Source organism: Leisingera sp. ANG-M7 (assembly GCF_000813965.1).
Classification (GTDB): domain Bacteria; phylum Pseudomonadota; class Alphaproteobacteria; order Rhodobacterales; family Rhodobacteraceae; genus Leisingera.
Window position 1 is genome coordinate 42,538 of record NZ_JWLI01000013.1, and the last position, 16,684, is coordinate 59,221.

Sequence of the window (16,684 nt, forward strand, 5' to 3'; positions counted from 1 at the left end):
CTCAATCTCCAACTGCAGTGATAGCGCAAGTTTCACTCTCCGGCCTCACAGATTACATCTATTTGACTGTCTAAGTTTCACATATTAGTTCTCTATCAAGGACAGGCACAAGGAGCTGCAAAATGACCACTACACTCGAGGAACTGGAGAGGCAGAAAATCGAAATCGAAGCTGCCATCGAGCGTGAGCGCGGCAAAGAGGAAGCGAAGAAGAAGCTTGAGGCGTTGGCTGAAAAGCTGGGCTATTCGATTGAAGAGTTGTTCGTCTCGACAGCAGATGGAGAGCATACGAAACAGCGCCGGGCTAAAGCTAAGCCGAAGTACCGTGACCCTGAAAACCACCGGAAGAGCTGGGCAGGTGAAGATTCCGGGCGTCCGATGCCCGACTGGCTGCGGGAAAAACTGGACGCTGGCCACAAGCTGGAAGAGTTCCTTATCAAGGAATGACTACAGGTCGGCTCCAACACAGACAGGGCGGGGTTCCAAGCCCCGCCCTTGCTGTTTCTGCATACTTAAACTCCTACACGCCGAATACACAGGCATTAAGAATACTTCGAACACACAGTTACCTAAGCCGATACTAGACACGTCCGCAGCCTAGTAGACAAAAGGGCGGTTCAGAGTGATGTAACGTGACAATACCTCGGTCAGTCCATGCAGTACTAAGGTATCAACGGCCGCTGCTCGAACTCCAGCACTTGTGGCTCCCGATTTTGCATTAGCGCCGAGAAGATCGAAGCTGCTGACAAGTTCCGGATTACTTTCACAAACAAAGGTGACGACTGCTTGTTCATTCAGAAGGCACAAGTGCCCTTCAAAGGCAGTCAGAAGATCTACACTCTTTTCAACACTAGTTACAACGGGGTCAATCGCGATGTCATCTAAGGGGGGGCATAGTGCGCTCACTCCTTTAAACCAAGCACAACAAATCAGAACCAGAACGGCTACTCACAGTTCATACGAGAACACGAACGCCGCCAAAAGGAAGGTCTTCCTGCTGACTGCGCGATTCGTGTTCATGGTCATCAGCACTACGAATATTACCGCCTCTGATCTAGTATACACTTACATAATTCTCTAAAGTGATACACGATGGTTTCATATTATAGCTTTGCTTTTCTGTTATCAGTTCTCCTTTTGAGGTTGACTGCTGTGGAATCATATGATCAAAGCGATGATGTGACGCGATGAGGGTCAACGCCCTCTAGCGCCATTCTCAAAAACAAACCACGAAACAAGCCCTTTCGAGGGCATTCTACACCTGTGACTTACAGGAGGGGTACTGAACTTTGACCAGCATTCTCACATCAAAATACCTAATGACTCTACGGGAATATGTCGATTCCATCGCCAGGATGGCCGACCTGAACGTGAAACCGGACTGGTTCTTGGAGGAATCTAAAAAGTGTGACGGCAACGAGCCAATGCATTTCTCAAAATCGTGGGACAACATCAATGCGTTCTGCCACAAAGGTCGTTTTGCAACTCCAAGAGAGCAATTCGACGCTTGGTACTGGTGCAGGGTCGCCATGTTCCATCTCCTTCACAAGACAGGAGACGTCGAAAACTGTGTGAAGTTGGAAAAGTTTGGAGACGGGCTGAACCAACATTTGGACTGCCTCACCAAACCCCACTGAACAACACAATACAAAAGGATAGCAACATGAACGAAGTTTACATCTACGATTGTTCGATTTCAAAGTCCAACCGCAAGGCGTTCAAGAAGTTCGTCAAGCGAGCGGACTTGATCAAACCCGCCAAGTGGTATCTCGACTTGATGGTAAAACATGCCAAGAAATATGAAAAAAAGCGTACCGAAAAACACGTACTTGGAGCTGAATCGCTTGTGTCTCTGGAGTCATATAATGATTTCGGCATGGCTCACAACCTCGACAAAAAGGGTTATTTGGGACCGTCAACACCGTTTTACCAAGCAGTAGAGCGGATCATGGCACTTTACATGTTCAATTACGATGGAAAGGGCGACTTCTCTGAATGTTGCAAGGTCTTCGACGTTGAGGTGGAGAAGATGTATCGCACCTGTATCAAAGATTGGTTGAAGGTTGACCCGATTGCAGTCGCTCACAAGCTGAAAGGAGGGGAAGTTTGTCGTCTGATTTCAGAAGGCATGACTTTCAGAAACTAAGAGGAAAAGAATATGAAAGGCTTTCCCCACAAACGTATCCATCCTTCAGGTGAAAGGGTTCACCACTTCGCAGCGAAGTTGAAGACAGGAGAGTTTGTCAGCATCCACGTGATCAACACGACACTCCCGTTGGAAGTGGTTGAATTCGGTTTTCCCAAAAACCAGCCGTGTTTTCACGTCTACTTCAACCCAGAGACTGGGCAAGCAGCCTTTTCTAGCCTTTACGACGACGAGTTGCACGAGAAGGTCCAGAAGTACGTAGACGCAAATATCTGCGAGCTAATCGCCCAGTCACACAACTGAACCAAAACAACAAAAAACAACAAGAGAGTACTGTATTGAACGACATTGAAGTCATCAAGTTCACCCCCTCGAAGGTAAGCGGCTCCCGTTCTGAAAATCGTCTGGCCCTCAAGTGGATGCGAGAGAACGGCAAAGACCCGTCAAAGAAGGTCATGTTTGAGGGTATTGGAAGAATGGGAGGGAAGAGCATCCACTTCGCCCTGATCAGGGGTGTGTCCGCTGCTGATGTGAAAAGACTCATCAAGGAGAAGAAATCTCAGTTGAAGGAAGGGACGTGCTTCTACTGGGCATATTACCCAGCGGATAGTCACGGCGATACGATCGCAGATGGGGTGGACAGTTATCAAGACCACCTTGACGACGTTCTTTTTGGACTCGGAGAGCGTGTCTTCGTGAAAGAGAATTCTGACAACGGCTTACTTTTTAAGCGTCCCCCAAAGGAAGATGTGTGAGGGGGTCGAGGTTTGATTGTGAACAACCACGAGGGCTGCCATTCGGCGGCCCTACGTTTGAGAAATGAAAAAGAGCCAGAGTGGCTATCCAGAAGTCGCCACACTGCTGAGCAGTAAAGGTATAGAGGCGTCAAAAGTATCGAGGCTACTCACCGAATGATGCGACCCAATCCTTCATAGGATCACGCGGATGCCGCGTCATATCAGCATCCGCCGCAGCCAGACTGAACGCGGCCTCCGGCGTCAGGAACTGACCAATCTCCAGCAGCGGAAACAGCTCCCGCCGCACAGCCTCAAGCACCGAAACCGTCTCGGTGGTACGTGGCACCTGATGCGGCGTAAACACAGTCTTCTTGCGGGCATTGTCCAGGTCGGTCTTTGTACACGGCACACCCAGCTCGTCCGCAAGGAACTCGGCAAGCTCCTTCACCTTCAGCTTCGAAACCTTGGCCAGATGCTCCCGCCCGAAGGCCTTTGGCTTCAGCTCATGCGTGCCAGCCTTCCGCAGCTTGTGGGCAATCGCCAAGTCCCGGCGGAGCCGCTTCAGCGGGCCGTCCGCCTTGGCCAAGTACCTTCCGGCATCCCCTTGTGCGGCCAGCTTACCTTCGAAGTAGGCGGCGAATGCTTGGTAGTCCTGTAAGGTCTTCAAGCAATGCGGAGCTTCCTTGTTGTACTGGGACCAGATCGCGCGGACCGTGTTGAACTGCTCCACTGAACCCCAGGGACCGGTCGAGAACGCCAGATGCTTGCAGGTTTTATCGCTGCCGTATGACGCCGACACCTCACCCGCCTGGGCAGGCCGCCGCTTCCAATCGAACTCCATGGACAACCGCCGATCCATCGTCTTGTCAACGAAATCCATACCCTGTTCATACATCTCGCGAATTCCAGCACCCATGGTGACCAGCAGCTTGTCCGTGGGCTTGCGCTCGAAGAACAGGCGGGTGATTTCAGCGTTCTGCTCCGACTTGGACAAGAGGCCGTCGAGCTTGATGCCGCCCTTGGCTAGCACCACACGTTCGTCCTCTTTGGGTACCATGCCGGTCTCGTCCCAATCGGAGGGAACCGAAGGCTGCAATGTTGCTTGCCCTCTCGTCCGCCACCCCACGGGCTGACGGATGATGTGCTTGATCTCGTAGATGCCCCATTCCCCAGCAAGCATACGGCGTGCATCCAAATACCTGCGCCCAAGAGGCCCGAATGCTGCCGCCCGCATTTGCTTGTCTGTGGCCGTTGTCAGAAAGCCGTCGGTAGTGACGCTGAAGATCTGCACCTCCGGCGGCAGGGCATTCATGATTTCCCCCAGGACGCCCCTGCAAAAGGCGGTGATGAATGCAGCAAAGACCGGGTTGGTGATCTTGCTTGGCTCCAAGGGTTTCGTCTCGGCATCCCGCAGATCGTATATGCGGCGCTCCCGCAGGCCCTGTGCGGTCTTGCCATAGGTCGAATTCACCAGCTCCTTCCAGAACAAGTTATCCAGGGATTTCTTGGGATGCTTCAGCCGCTCGTTGATGCAGTTGCTGGCAAAACCGATGAACGGCCGTTTCGCTGGGGCATATTCTTCTGTCCGGCTGATGATCCTGTCACAGTCGATCTGCCGCCCCTCAACCAGGCTGATCTTGCAACCAAGCTGCTTGGCCAACAGGATTTCGCTGATGTGGGTCGTGCTGTTGCCTTTACGGGGAAACAGCAGGCCGTTTTCTGTCCGCACTGGCAGAACAGGATACCGGACGTCCTCCGGGAACTCGAAGTCTACGTTGGCAAAGGCCAGATCGTCAGGCGCAAAGCGGGTCAGAAGTTCGTCCGTGCTGCCGATGGCCCTGATCGTATCCCAGTGCGGAGCACCGATCAGCGCCATTGCCGATGGGTAGGCGCTAGCCAGATCATAGTCATACCAGACGCCCTCCGGGGCCGGGCCGAACCAGAACTGCTCATTGCGCCCGCCATGATAGCACTCGGTGAAAAAGTCCTCGTTCCAGTGCAATTTTTGCGTGGAGACAATTTTCTTCCGTGTTTTGGACCGGTTGAGCTTCTTGCTCCAGTAGGTTTCCTCCACCTCTTCCTTTGCCACGACCGCCAGCGGATCGAGGCCTTGCCCCTCCCAGTAGTTCCGGATGAGGTCGACCCCGATGGACGTCAGGGTAACCGGCAATTTGAACTTGCCGGTCTTATCGCAGTACAGTCGGATGATCCTGGATGTGTACTGGGCGCAAATCTCTGCATCGCGGATGGCATATTCCCTGAACAGCCGCCAATTCGCCTCCATGAACTCGGCCATGTGCTGCTTGTAATACAGCTCCTTGTCGGGATCGTCGGACAGCTTCAGCTTTTCGAAGCCCAGAATGTCCCCGAGCTGGGCAAGGCTCTTTGCCCCTGTCGGAGCCAGGGCAATTGTGTCCCGGATTTTCACCTTCAGCCGGATAGGTCTGCTGCCACCGACCCGCTTCAGTTTCACGTCGATGTCCTCGCTGACGTTCATGAACAGGTTGCGGACGTTTTCGAGGTTCATGGCCTTGCGGGATGCTTCGTCCTTGAAATCACTGAAACCCGGCACGTCAGCGCGTGTGAAATGCGCCACCAGATAGACATCAACGGGCACCTTCAGGTTCGGCAATGCCCGGAACCCAGCGGTGAGGGCATGTTCCACAAATTCCGTCACTGTCAGCCTTTTGTCATCACCGCGTCCCTTGGGCAGCACAATGCCGGACCAGTGCGGCTCGTTGTCAGCGTTATCCGGCGTGATGACTCGGCAGCTGTACTGATAGGAAAGCACCTGGTTCCGCAGCTCGACCTGTCCGTCGGCGTTGGTAACCGTCTCCCTCTGGTACTCGGTGTCGAAGCCGATCACGAGATAGCGAATGTGCTTCGAGCTTTTCCTGTTCTTGGGATAAAACTGATCAGGTCGAAAATTGACTACGGCTTGCATGGGACCCTGGATCTAGGTGAGGCAGTGAGGTGAACGTGCCGCCATGGCAAAATGGTAAATGTTGTTCCACTACACCCGTACGGAACTTTTACTATTTTTGCCAGCCGTGATGACAGCCAACGCATGCCGCTGAGGTCGTGGGATAATCTGCCCCGTTCCCCGGTGTTCGGGGGACATTCTCCCTTTTTCACCAAATCGCCCTGAAATTCAGGGAACCCACAGTCCCCGACGTATAAATAACCCCACACACAGACACACACCGCACACACAGCCATATTGAACACAGCTCGCAGCTCTCTCGTATCAGGAACGCGATACAGACAAACACATAGACAGCCCGAAGCGTCATGCGATCAGAAGGTAATCTCCGCCGGATGGTGCCGAACCGAATCCAGTAGGTCAGCAGACAGGACGTCATCGAATAGTAGGGTCAGGGGACAGCGAAAGCGGGGGAAAGGTGAAAGCCCCCATCAGAGAGCCAGAGCAAACAATTGTCATCACGAGACGGGGGAGTGCCGTCGCCGAGCTAGCCGAATTGCCGTCCACGTAAAGCTAGCACATCGGTCCGCTGTTTGAGCAGCACGTAGGCTGAGACCGGATAACCGCCAGCCGCGCTTTGGAAAGCAATCGTGTGTGGATGGTTTGTCAGGCCTTCGGGTCTCACAGGCTTCTCCTTAACGGATAGGAGAAGTATGTCCAAAATCCAAGAATACCAAACAGATACAAACGCAGTTCTTGATCACGAAGTGATCAAGCGATTGGCCAAAGATTGGCTATGGCTTCACTTCGTGAAGTGCTTCGCATGTGCCATAGGATTTGCTGGCTGGTTGGGCCGGGCGGGCTGAGTTTAGAGTTCGGCCTTTGGCCAAACTGGTTCTGCAGCCCGCCTGCCGTCTCATTTGCCGAAGCGGCTGCGGATGGCCGAGGCGGCCCCTTCCAGCACATCATCCAGCTTGCCTTCGCTGGCGAGGGTCTTCAGTTTCTGAAGGTTCTCGGCCGCGTCCTTGGCACCGGTGCATTTGATAGCGTTCAGGCCTGGGGCCAGCTCAAGCGGTGCCTTCCCGTAACGGGGTGAGATGAACCAATCGCCCTGATCCGATTTCCACACCCAAGTGCTTTTGATCGTGGCGGCATCACCATCCGGCATGCCTGCCAGCTGCTTGTCGATGGCGGCAATAAATTTCTGACGGCGCTGGCTCGACGGCTGGCTTGCCTTCGGCTTCTCGGCGGCTTCAAGTTTGAACTGTTTCTCAAGTGCCATTGGGGTCTCCTTTGCTACCCCAAAGGCGTCCTGCAGGTCATGTGGTGAGGACAACGGGCTTTTCCAGAATGGAGAATGTTCAACGGTTGCATACTGTGTGTCGCACCCAAGTAGGGGATAGGTTGAACGAGGCAAAGCCTGAATAAACACTATCTACCTACTACTGTCGCCCGGCACATTTCGAGCAAAATGATGCTGTGAAGCCAAGAGCTTTCCAAGCACTTGCAATGAGCCATCGGCAACAAGCGCCTGAACAAGGATTGCAACCCTTGCTTGTGCCTTGCCAACGGCATCAGCAGCGGCATCAAGCTCATCAACTAGCTGTGTTGCCGAATCGCGCTTCAAGCTTTGCTCCCTCTCTTGACGGTTGGAAGCAGCCTCAAATGTTACGCAAGCTTGTGCATAATCCTTAGCAGCTGAAACCAGCTCTGCTAAATCTTCCTGTTGTTTTTTTTGAGATTTGAAAATTTTAGCATTCATTTTGAGAACACTCCGGACTTCAGCATTGGTAGCAGACAGGATGCCGAGAACGCTCTCCACATGCCGCGGCCTAGCGTTGAACGACAATCAGATAGAATTAAAAGTCTAAGAAGCAATCTTTTCCTTCTGGGTTATAGCTCTATACTTCTATCTTCGTGCACGCTAAGCTGGGTGAGATATACTTTTAATTCCAAGATATAGACATATAAAGCGGAGTGAGGTGCGAACTTGGCCGGGGATGATGGGAAGCTTGAGCTTTGGAGGCAACGTCTACGCGAGGCGCTGGACATTCGAAGGCTAGACTACGGGGAGGTTTCGGAAGCTGCTGGTAACAACGTGGAATACGTCAGTAAGGTGTTGAACGGGCGTTTTAATCCCACGGTCATCCGGATTATGAGAATCTGTGAAGTTGCTAACATTGACATGGCATTTCTTTTCACAGACGAGCCGCACTCAGTTGATCGGAGCGTTCTAAGCAGGGCTGTAGACCTGACCGAAGACGATGCAAAGCTAGTTAGTCGGCTTATCAACAGTGCACGCTCGAGCTAACTCTATCCTCTCAGTGATTTTTTTGAATAGATGATCCCCTAAGTTTGGTTTTGCTCGATTGGCGACTACAACTGAGTGTATGAGCGCTTCCAGCGTAGCTGCCGTGACTTTGTCTTTCTGCATTTCTCCAGCTCCGCGAAAGAATTATCATTTGTGATACTCGCCTCATGCGGTATGGTTGAGTCAATCTGCATACTATGCGTGTGGTTCACAATATGAGAAGTGATATTCGAGGCGTTCTTTTACGGTCGTTGGATCAGTTGTCAGAATGCGGCTACTCAATCGGCATTGGGTTCAATGGGATTGAGCCTGTCTTTGTTCACAGTACCTACAGCCAGCGCTGGATAGATCGATATGTCGATCAAGGTTACCTGCTTGTTGACCCGACAATTCAGTTCGGGTTGAGCAGCACAGGCCAAGTAACCTGGAGGGAGCTAGAACGTCTTTTTCCTTCTTCCAAAACATTCTTTGAAGATGCTGTGAACTATGGGCTGCACCACGGAAATACGTTGGCGATTAGTGCTGACGGGAGGGTCTCTGTTTTGAGCTGTTCTGGGCCGGAATGGAGCAGCGGGGATCTGCGGATCGCCCGTGCAGCCCTACACGCACTTCATGCTCTGGAGTACGAACCGTCAAACCCAGTTACGCTGACAGAGCCGGTAAGGGAGGTCCTCCGGTTGATGTGCAGCGGGTGCAAGGATCAGGAAATTGCGGACCGCTTGGGCGTTAAGCTGGAAACAGTCCGGGCAAGAAGAAGAACAGCACAGCATGCGTTTGAAGCGAAAACAAGCGCGCAGCTCATATCACAAGTGATAAAATTCGGGCTTATCTGACAGAACAAGATTCCAAACGGTTAATGCTGTTTGAACATGGCGCTGCAACTAGGAGGGCGCCATGCAGTTACATGTCTTTTCATTCGATCACCGATCCGCCTTTAATGACGAGTACCAAGGTTTTCTCGCCTTACGAAAGCAAAAGCTAGTGGATGAGCTCGGCTGGAAGCTGCATCACGATGGGTCTTTTGAGCGAGATCAATACGACCGGCCGGGGGCCATTTATTCCCTTGTCACAAGAAAGAGACAGGTGATAGCCGGTGCCCGCGTCGCGTCGTGTGGTGATAGCGATGGCTATTGGAGCTACATGCTGAAAGACGCAAGAGATGGGAAGATCGAAGGCATTCCTGGAGATCTTCTCAGCGTGTATCCGGAAACAAATCGAACTTGGGAATGCACTCGCTTTGTGATGGATGAAACTCAGGCAGATACAACGCAGCCGTCCATAGAAACCAAACTTGTCGTCGCTGGGCTTTGCTTGGCGGCTTACAACTTTGGGGCCTCCGAATTGATGTCGCTGTCGCCTAGAGGTCTGGGACTACTGCTAAAGAGGTTCGGATATAAGGTCCGGAAGGAGACGGCTCGCTACATTTGTGGTGATGACGGGCGTGAGTACCGGCCTTTCTTGATGGCCTGCAATCCCTCGGTGAACCTGGAATTGGTATCGCTCTACATTTCCCCTGATTCGATGCCTGTTTCGCGGCATCAGCTTCAGGGGGCGGCGTAGAAACAGTCAACGGCTTAGGGAGCTCTTGCTCCCTTAGTCACCCCCACGAGTCTGTAGGTTTTCGATCAACTCTTTCGTCGGGGCCATGTTCTTCAGGTAGAAGCGTTCCAGCTGAACCGGAACTTCCTTTAATCACATTGATGACATGTTGAGCAGCCAGTGCAGGCTGCTCGGAAGAGGATCGTCACTCGATCCTTATAAAACAATCTGCAGTATAGGCTGTTCCATCAGTTCCAATCGTAACTAATCTTGTCCCACTGCGCGCATTTTCAGGAATGGTTACTAGCGTTTCTCCAGCTCCTGATCCATCCGCGACACCTTTAGCCACCTCATCAGGGCCAAATAGAATATGGACTGGCTTGTCGGGAACAAGACCTTGATAGCTTACTGATACTTGTTCACCTGGATTGTGCCAGCCGGCTTCTACCGAACAAGTCGGCCAGTCAGGAACAACCGGAGACACCGAGGACACTTCAAGCCTATCGACAACGCCCCTCTTTGGGTCGAAGGAGAAGACTTGGATTCTTTGCTCGTTACCTGGGAAAGTAGGCATAACAGACCGCGGCACAACGAAATCAATTGAGGACGATACAAGCCTCGGTTCTCGAACTGGCAGGTTTTGCGCCGCAACGTTCCCAGAGCTATCAATCTCAGGGGAGGTCGCCTCGGAAACCCTCGTTACAACAACTTGGAATAACTCAAGCAGGTCTTCGGGGTCGCGCGCTGCAAAGGCAAAGCCATCAAATACATACTGCCGCCTAGCACCAAGCCTGTAGTCGCTTTCTAGAGCAACAACCGCCGCGAAGTCTACGCCTTCTAATACAGTCGGAGGTGAACCTATTTTAGCTAGCTCCACATCCCCGCCACCACTTGATGCATCAGAGTCTGCATCAATCAAAACCCAAAATATTGTAGGTCCAGGCATATCACCGACATTACCAAGCAGGTTCACGCGGATTATCTGCGCTGGACCGCCCGCATGTGGGTCATGCGCCGATATGAATACGTCTACCCCTTTAATGTCCTGATCTGGTCGTAAAGACGGGAACTCTCCTTGAAGATCGAAGATTTCGAAGGATGCAACATCAATAACTTCAGTTTGCTGACCAACGGTTGCCGCCCCGACAACATTACATGCATTTAGCCGCATAATATTCTTCTGTGCTGAGACAACAACGTGGTTATCAGACAGTCCGTCTACATTTTGATCTTGAGCATTTGGAAACATCAAATTTGCAGCATCCGATTCATGCCCCAGTGTAAGTGCGTGTCCAACTTCATGAGCAAGTGTTTGACCATCTGGATCAGCCAGCCACGTCTTACAATTGGGAGGAGTTCCACCATCAAGACAGCGATTCGGCGATGACGGATGCAAATAGCTATTGTCGGCAACTACGACACGCCCACGGTAGGGAGAAGAACACTGGCCTTGCAATGGGCCTGTTACATAAATTGGACACCCACCTAAACCGGTTGTATTTGTTCTCTTCCCTGCTGGATCAACAAAATGATTTGCATTTACCGCCACAAGGCCAACGTTGCCAAGGCCTAGGCTCTGGTAGGCTGCTCTGCAACTATCGACCATTGCGTTAAACTCAATACCGCCATCATCTCGTTGAAGGTCTCCAGTCTTTCCAACTGTCGTGTCCGGATCAGGTATCACTGGGAAACTCAAGCCTCCGCCAAGAATGCCAGATCGAAGTGTTATTAATGCTTGAGGGATCAGGATCCTATCTGACGGCCTTTCGTGGCGGTTCCAAAGGAGGTCATTGGTGTTAGTAGCACCAGCGATGTTCGGCGAAGTGGCAGCTCTTGTGCCCTCGATCACGCACCAGGCCATCGGCAACGAAATAAGCTCGTTACCGCAATGGTTTTGGGACCATGCAGAGGAAGGAGAAAAGCAAGTGTAGAACAAAAATGCGGCAGTAATCATTGATTCCTTTACAAACATAACTTCCTCCATTTAACACCTAGGCACCACTCATTCCCGAAGCTTGCTCAGCCCAGAGGGCATTGGAAGGCTGGTTCCGCAACTAGAGCAACTCTTTTCTCTTTCCAGAAAAATATGTGAAGAATTTTCTTTTGGATCCAAACTGGCATTGTTGCAGAACCCAGCAACTGAGCGAGTTTTCCCTTTCCCATTGAGTTCAGGCCACGCGTTCGATCTCGGCCATGCCGAGTTCGTTGAAGCGGTTCATGAGAGCGATACGGATGTGGATTTCGGCGGTCTGGCGGTCGGGGTCTCGTGAGGCGATGCGTTCGCCGAAGGATTTCAGACATCGCATCTTTGCCTCGATCCGACTTCGGGCATGATAGCCGTTCCATCGCTTCCAGATGGCTCGCCCGAGGTGCCGGGTGGCGCGCAGGATCTCGTTGCGAGCCGTCGCGGCCGGACAGTCTTCTTTCCAAAGGCGCCCGTTCTTGCGAATGGGGATGACGGCGGCGGCGCCTCGATCCAGGATGGCCGTATGGCAGCGGCGCGTGTCGTAGGCGCCATCACCGGTCACGGTGCGGATCTGTTCCCCTGGCGGTACCTGGCTCAGCAGTTCGGGCAGGACCGGACTGTCGCCTTGTCGCTGGAGGTGAACTCCACCGCCCGGATGTCGCCGGTGCCGGTGTCCATCGCCAGATGAACTTTTCGGTATTGGCGCCTGCGATGGGTTCCGTGCTTGCGGGCCAGCCACTCGCCATCGCCGAGGAACTTGATCCCGGTACTGTCTACCAACAGGTTCAGCGGGCCTGCCGCGCGACGGCCCGATATCTGGACGGTGATGGATTTCTGGAGGCGGCTCAGAGTGGAAAAGTCGGGCACCGGCCAGTCCAGCCCGGCCATCGTCAGGATGCTGCCCACCATCCCGGTCGTTTGCTTCAGCGGCAGGCCGAACAGCACTTTCACCATCAAACAAAAACTGGATCGCCGCATCCGAGAAAACAGCAGGGCGACCGTTGCGACCGGCCCTGGGTGCCAGCCACACCATGTCCTTGTCCAGCCAGATCAGCAGCGAGCCGCGCTGCTTCAGCGCGTCGTTGTAGGCTTCCAGTTCGTCGTGCGGTAGCGGGCGGGTCCGGGCTTGCTCATGCGAGCCTCTTAACCCACCGGATTCTCAAGGTGAATCCTCATTGGTCAAGTTCTGCAACAACGCCATCCAAACTCACCCCCGCTTCCCAGGGATGCAATGGCGCGATGCACGCACGATTCGCAGAGAATGAAAAATCCCAACTTGGAAACGAGGATTTTCATCCCGACATTGATTTTGCACGCACCGGGGTCTTTGCGTGCAAAAGCCAATGTAAAGCTGATTGCACACTCGATTAGAACGAAGCGCGGCGTGTTTATCGGAGACACAGCACTTAATTTCAATGACGGATTTCAATAAATCGCCCTCAACGAATACGCCAATACCGGCCGTTTTGGCACAGGCGACACGCTTATCAAAACTCTTGAAATAATCTTGTGCCACAAACCTTTCGCAGAACTGACCTTGATTTCAGCACGTTGTTGGCCGCAGCTTAAGAACCGGACGTTCGTGCGAGGTGCAGCATCAATAAATTGGGCTCAAAGTGAGTATCCACTGCACACCAGCTCAGCGACCGCTTCGGCAACACCAAACTAGCGTCGTTCCTCAGTCATCCCCACGGATCTGAAGATTTTCGATCAGCTCTTTCGTCGGGGCCATATTCTTCAGGTAGAAGCGCTCCAGCTGGTCCACCGACGTGCCAGCATTCTTGGCCAGGGTGTAGAGGTTCACCTTGCCCTGAGACCCTCTGAGGCGTGCCTGGATAGCATAGTGGCGCAGGGAGTATGGTGACAGCTTCCTGTCCTCATCCAGCAGCTCAGCCTTTTCCAGGATATGGTTGAACAGGCGGCGGGCCGTGTTGATGGCTGTCCTGCGGTTAGAATATTCCGGCATCCACACATAGCCGTTCCGATCCGGGCCACTCTCGTCGAACGGGTTCAGGGTCCCCTGGTAGAGGGGAACAGCCAAAGGCATGGTCACACTGGTGCGCCCGCCGGTTTTGCCGCCACGGACGTTCATTTCCAAGTGCGGCGGGTCGCCTTTGATCTGAATATCTTTGTGCTTCAGCCCGAACAGCTCGCCCTCTGTAGGCCGGAGGAACGTGTGAACGACAAAGCGGAACATCTTGGCGTGGTGGCCGGTGATCTGGACGCCACGGACGACATCCCCACGCTTGGCGCATTCGCCAGCAGCCTTCATGAACCGCTTGTACTCGTCGTCAGTAAAGGTATGGCGGGGCGTGTCCACGGTCTTCTGCTTAGGCATCACCGGCAGAACGTTCAGAATGCCGTCTTCCACCGCCAGAGTCAGAACTTTGCGTATGATGATTGTGTGTTTGGCCTTGGTCGATTCCGCCAACCGCTTTGGCCGATTCTCGTCCAGATGAATCAGGTAATCCCGAACCTTGCCGGTGGTGATCTTCGTGACGTCATACTTACCGAAATAGCAGATCAGCCCGTCCTTCGACCGGTTCAGCAGCTTGTTGTCCCCATCCGACCACTTGGACTTGCCCTTCTGAATGCCCATCAGCTTCTTGGCATAGTGTTCGAAGCTGGTGGCTTTCTTCTGAGCATGGTCGCTGTTGGCCTTGCTGCGGTATGAGTCGGCAAACTCATAGGCCACTTCAATTGCATCCAGCCTCGATGTCTCCTTGGACGACCGGTGGACATATTTCCCTGCCAGGGGGTCTCTGAAGCGGATGTAGTAGTAAGGGGTGCGACCTGTCTTGTAGATCGCCAGCCCCTTCCGGAGGTGTTTGATCGTTGTAATTCGATTTTCGGAATCTTTGGCCAAACCGAGCCCATATGAGAAGTGTATAACCGTGTATAACTTTTAGAGTCGGCTCCGATGATCATCAACGGGCGAAATTCTTCAGTTATATCAGAGTGTTATGGTGCCCGGGGGCGGAATCGAACCACCGACACGAGGATTTTCAATCCACTGCTCTACCCCTGAGCTACCCGGGCACGGGAAGGCTGATTGCCTTGGGTGGGGGCCTTCTATGCTCTGGGCGCGGCGGTGTCCAGAGGGTTTTTCAAAGAAAATCGCTAATGGCGTGTCTGCTGCGGCTTTTCTTCGGATGCCCGCGCGCGTTCCGCTTCTTCCAAAGCGTTTTCAATGTCTTCCGGGTCCTGGCTGGGCACCGCATAGGCGCCGGTCAGCCATTTCCCCAGGTCGATATCGGCGCAGCGCTTGGAGCAGAACGGGCGGTAGTTCTGTTGCGATTCCCCGCCGCAGACCGGACAGCTCATTTCAGCACCTCGCTCAGGGCAATCCGGCCGCGCTTGCGCTGCAATTCGTAGTGGCCAAGGTTGGTCCAGCCTGCCAGCACAGTTTCCTCGGAATCCGCCCGGAAAGCGGCACGAAGCGCGGTTTCAAACCCCCGGCGGTCCTTCTTTGGCATCGGAGCCAGGTCCAGCACGATCTGGCCGCCCAGGCCGCGCACCCGCAAGGCGCGGGGCAGGATCTTGGCAGCTGCCATATTGGCCTTCAGACCCGCCGCCATTGAGGTGTCGGACCCGGTGTTCACATCCACTGCCACCAGGGCGCGGGTCGGTTCGATGTACAGGAAGGCACCACCCGCCAGCGGCTCGCGGATGCCGCGTGCGGTGTCCAGAGCATCGAGCACGCCGAGGCGCTCAAACCCGCCAGGCTCGCGCTCCACGTCGGCGGGATCGACCCAGTCCCGCCAGGCCAGCAGATGCGGCGTGTCGCCTTCTGCCAGAACTTCCGGATCAGCCCCTTCGTCCTGCATCACTTGTGCCGCCAGCGCCGCCATTGCGGCCACGTCCTCGGCGATCTCTTCGCTGTCCGCACCGGCGCAGGCAGAGCGCAGGATCAGCCCGTAACCTGACTCACCCATCTCCTCATGGGCAATCTCCAGCAGCCGGTCACGCTCGTCCTCATCGCGGATACTGCGTGAGATATTCAGGCCCGGGGCCTCCGGCGTCACGATGGCATAGCGGCTCTTGAACAAGAGCTTCTGAGACACCGGAATGGCTTTGCCCGGCTCGGCGAAGCCGGACACTTGCACCAGGATCATCTGGCCCGGTGCCAGCCCCTTGACCTGGCGCAGGAAGGCCGGGCCGTCAGGCGTGGTCAGGAACATGCCGCCCTGGCCCTTGACCGGCCGGTCGGCGCGGGCGCGGTAGATGGTGCCGGGGGCAGGGGCATCGCTTTCGACCAGAAAGTCCTCCAGCTTGCCGTCCACCATAAGTGCTGCGGCTTCGCGGTCCTGGATGTGGTCGAGAATGATGGTGCGGCCCTTCATGCGGCGGCCTCCTGATAAAGCGGCAGGCCGGCGGCGCGCAGCAGGTTTGCGGTTTCAGAGAGCGGCAGCCCGACGATCCCGGTGAAGGATCCGCTGATCCACGGAATAAAGGCGCCCGCAGGCCCCTGAATGGCATAGGCGCCGGCCTTGCCCTCCCAGTCGCCGGTGGTGAGATAGGCGTTCAGTTCCTCGTCTGAGAGGTTTTTCATCTTCACCTGGCTGACCACGTCTTTTTCCCAGACGCGGTCCCCGCGGCGCACCGCAACGGCGGTGATCACCCGGTGGCGGCGGCCGGAAAGCGCCAGCAGAAACTCGGCGGCCTCGCCCGCATCGCGCGGTTTGCCCAGGATGCGGCGGCCAAGCGCAACGGTGGTGTCGGCGCAGAGAACAATATCGTCCGCCGCTGCTGGAACAGCTTCGGTCTTTTCCCGCGTGACCCGGGCGCAATAGGCGCGCGGCAGCTCGCCCTTTAGCGGTGTTTCGTCAGTTTCCGGCGGCCGCACAGCGTCGGGGTGCACGCCAAGTTGCGCCAGCAATTGCAGCCGGCGCGGGCTGCCTGATCCCAGAATGAATGCCATGCCGTGGCCCTCTTACCTCTTTGCGCCTGTCATAAGGCGAAATCCGCCAGCAGGAAAGCGGGCCGGGCCGTTTCCTCTTGCCTGAAATATCCCCGTCCCACTGCCTGGCAGGCGGCTTCGCCGCCGAGAAGGGGGGCGGCCG

At 54.5% G+C, this 16,684-nt stretch carries 16 protein-coding genes, 1 tRNA gene and 1 pseudogene; 8 read left to right on the plus strand and 10 right to left on the minus strand.

Features of this window, described 5'->3' with window-relative positions:
- Window positions 1–122: 122 nt before the first annotated feature.
- The 5 genes from RA26_RS15710 (at window position 123) to RA26_RS15730 (ending at window position 2,900) form a co-directional block, all read left to right on the plus strand.
- Window positions 123–446 carry an H-NS histone family protein gene (locus RA26_RS15710; RefSeq protein ID WP_039185128.1) on the plus strand — a complete coding sequence of 108 codons (324 nt, stop codon included), beginning with the start codon at window positions 123–125 and terminating at the stop codon, window positions 444–446.
- An 842-nt stretch (window positions 447–1,288) separates the two neighbouring features.
- Window positions 1,289–1,636, plus strand: a complete 348-nt coding sequence (locus tag RA26_RS15715; protein ID WP_152612640.1) for a hypothetical protein — start codon at window positions 1,289–1,291, stop codon at window positions 1,634–1,636.
- Window positions 1,637–1,662: 26 nt separating this feature from the next.
- Complete coding sequence (locus RA26_RS15720; protein WP_039185133.1) at window positions 1,663–2,145, plus strand: hypothetical protein; 483 nt, start codon at window positions 1,663–1,665, stop codon at window positions 2,143–2,145.
- 12 nt (window positions 2,146–2,157) lie between these two features.
- Entirely contained in the window at window positions 2,158–2,448 is a 291-nt protein-coding gene (locus RA26_RS15725; protein ID WP_039185136.1) for a hypothetical protein, read from the plus strand.
- A 35-nt stretch (window positions 2,449–2,483) separates the two neighbouring features.
- A complete protein-coding gene (locus RA26_RS15730; protein WP_152612641.1) occupies window positions 2,484–2,900 on the plus strand; it encodes a hypothetical protein in 417 nt (138 codons plus the stop codon).
- Window positions 2,901–3,045: 145 nt separating this feature from the next.
- Here the strand turns inward: RA26_RS15730 and RA26_RS15735 are convergent, their stop codons facing one another.
- From RA26_RS15735 to RA26_RS22730, 3 genes are all read right to left on the minus strand, one after another.
- Window positions 3,046–5,748, minus strand: coding sequence for a DNA polymerase (locus RA26_RS15735; protein ID WP_241482664.1), 2,703 nt, complete (start codon window positions 5,746–5,748; stop codon window positions 3,046–3,048).
- A 973-nt stretch (window positions 5,749–6,721) separates the two neighbouring features.
- The gene (locus tag RA26_RS15740) at window positions 6,722–7,087 is read right to left on the minus strand and encodes a hypothetical protein (protein ID WP_039185144.1); all 366 of its coding nucleotides are present in this window, start codon (window positions 7,085–7,087) and stop codon (window positions 6,722–6,724) included.
- Window positions 7,088–7,240: 153 nt separating this feature from the next.
- Entirely contained in the window at window positions 7,241–7,567 is a 327-nt protein-coding gene (locus RA26_RS22730; protein ID WP_152612642.1) for a hypothetical protein, read from the minus strand.
- A 228-nt stretch (window positions 7,568–7,795) separates the two neighbouring features.
- On the opposite strand from RA26_RS22730, the gene RA26_RS15745 reads away from it, so the two are divergent.
- The 3 genes from RA26_RS15745 (at window position 7,796) to RA26_RS15755 (ending at window position 9,676) form a co-directional block, all read left to right on the plus strand.
- The gene (locus RA26_RS15745) at window positions 7,796–8,116 is read left to right on the plus strand and encodes a helix-turn-helix domain-containing protein (RefSeq protein ID WP_039185147.1); all 321 of its coding nucleotides are present in this window, start codon (window positions 7,796–7,798) and stop codon (window positions 8,114–8,116) included.
- Between the two features lie 215 nt (window positions 8,117–8,331).
- Window positions 8,332–8,949 (plus strand): helix-turn-helix transcriptional regulator, encoded by a 618-nt coding sequence (locus RA26_RS15750; protein WP_039185150.1) that lies wholly within the window; start codon window positions 8,332–8,334, stop codon window positions 8,947–8,949.
- A gap of 61 nt (window positions 8,950–9,010) precedes the next feature.
- Window positions 9,011–9,676 carry an acyl-homoserine-lactone synthase gene (locus tag RA26_RS15755; protein ID WP_039185153.1) on the plus strand — a complete coding sequence of 222 codons (666 nt, stop codon included), beginning with the start codon at window positions 9,011–9,013 and terminating at the stop codon, window positions 9,674–9,676.
- 184 nt (window positions 9,677–9,860) lie between these two features.
- Here the strand turns inward: RA26_RS15755 and RA26_RS22735 are convergent, their stop codons facing one another.
- The 7 genes and pseudogenes from RA26_RS22735 to RA26_RS15790 all read right to left on the minus strand — a co-directional run bounded on the left by RA26_RS22735 (window position 9,861) and on the right by RA26_RS15790 (window position 16,542).
- Window positions 9,861–11,639 carry a hypothetical protein gene (locus RA26_RS22735; RefSeq protein ID WP_152612643.1) on the minus strand — a complete coding sequence of 593 codons (1,779 nt, stop codon included), beginning with the start codon at window positions 11,637–11,639 and terminating at the stop codon, window positions 9,861–9,863.
- 184 nt (window positions 11,640–11,823) lie between these two features.
- A pseudogene (locus RA26_RS22470) lies at window positions 11,824–12,755 on the minus strand (IS5 family transposase).
- Window positions 12,756–13,299: 544 nt separating this feature from the next.
- A complete protein-coding gene (locus tag RA26_RS15770) occupies window positions 13,300–14,316 on the minus strand; it encodes a tyrosine-type recombinase/integrase (protein WP_039185160.1) in 1,017 nt (338 codons plus the stop codon).
- A 269-nt stretch (window positions 14,317–14,585) separates the two neighbouring features.
- Window positions 14,586–14,660, minus strand: a tRNA-Phe gene (locus RA26_RS15775).
- 81 nt (window positions 14,661–14,741) lie between these two features.
- Window positions 14,742–14,945 (minus strand): DNA gyrase inhibitor YacG, encoded by a 204-nt coding sequence (locus tag RA26_RS15780; RefSeq protein ID WP_039185162.1) that lies wholly within the window; start codon window positions 14,943–14,945, stop codon window positions 14,742–14,744.
- Complete coding sequence (locus RA26_RS15785; RefSeq protein ID WP_039185164.1) at window positions 14,942–15,964, minus strand: ribonuclease E/G; 1,023 nt, start codon at window positions 15,962–15,964, stop codon at window positions 14,942–14,944. Before RA26_RS15785 ends, RA26_RS15780 begins: the two co-directional genes overlap by 4 nt.
- Window positions 15,961–16,542 (minus strand): Maf family protein, encoded by a 582-nt coding sequence (locus tag RA26_RS15790; RefSeq protein ID WP_039185167.1) that lies wholly within the window; start codon window positions 16,540–16,542, stop codon window positions 15,961–15,963. The genes RA26_RS15785 and RA26_RS15790 overlap by 4 nt, the downstream gene beginning before the upstream one ends.
- Between the last annotated feature and the right edge of the window lie 142 nt (window positions 16,543–16,684).

Bases quoted from the DNA above. Each gene is read 5' to 3' on its own strand.
- RA26_RS15710 (WP_039185128.1), top strand. From the start codon at position 123: ATGACCACTACACTCGAGGAACTGGAGAGGCAGAAAATCGAAATCGAA.
- RA26_RS15720 (WP_039185133.1), top strand. From the start codon at position 1,663: ATGAACGAAGTTTACATCTACGATTGTTCGATTTCAAAGTCCAACCGC.
- RA26_RS15725 (WP_039185136.1), top strand. From the start codon at position 2,158: ATGAAAGGCTTTCCCCACAAACGTATCCATCCTTCAGGTGAAAGGGTT.
- RA26_RS15740 (WP_039185144.1), bottom strand. From the start codon at position 7,087: ATGGCACTTGAGAAACAGTTCAAACTTGAAGCCGCCGAGAAGCCGAAG.
- RA26_RS22730 (WP_152612642.1), bottom strand. From the start codon at position 7,567: ATGAATGCTAAAATTTTCAAATCTCAAAAAAAACAACAGGAAGATTTA.
- RA26_RS15750 (WP_039185150.1), top strand. From the start codon at position 8,332: ATGAGAAGTGATATTCGAGGCGTTCTTTTACGGTCGTTGGATCAGTTG.
- RA26_RS15755 (WP_039185153.1), top strand. From the start codon at position 9,011: ATGCAGTTACATGTCTTTTCATTCGATCACCGATCCGCCTTTAATGAC.
- RA26_RS22735 (WP_152612643.1), bottom strand. From the start codon at position 11,639: ATGGAGGAAGTTATGTTTGTAAAGGAATCAATGATTACTGCCGCATTT.
- RA26_RS15780 (WP_039185162.1), bottom strand. From the start codon at position 14,945: ATGAGCTGTCCGGTCTGCGGCGGGGAATCGCAACAGAACTACCGCCCG.
- RA26_RS15785 (WP_039185164.1), bottom strand. From the start codon at position 15,964: ATGAAGGGCCGCACCATCATTCTCGACCACATCCAGGACCGCGAAGCC.
- RA26_RS15790 (WP_039185167.1), bottom strand. From the start codon at position 16,542: ATGGCATTCATTCTGGGATCAGGCAGCCCGCGCCGGCTGCAATTGCTG.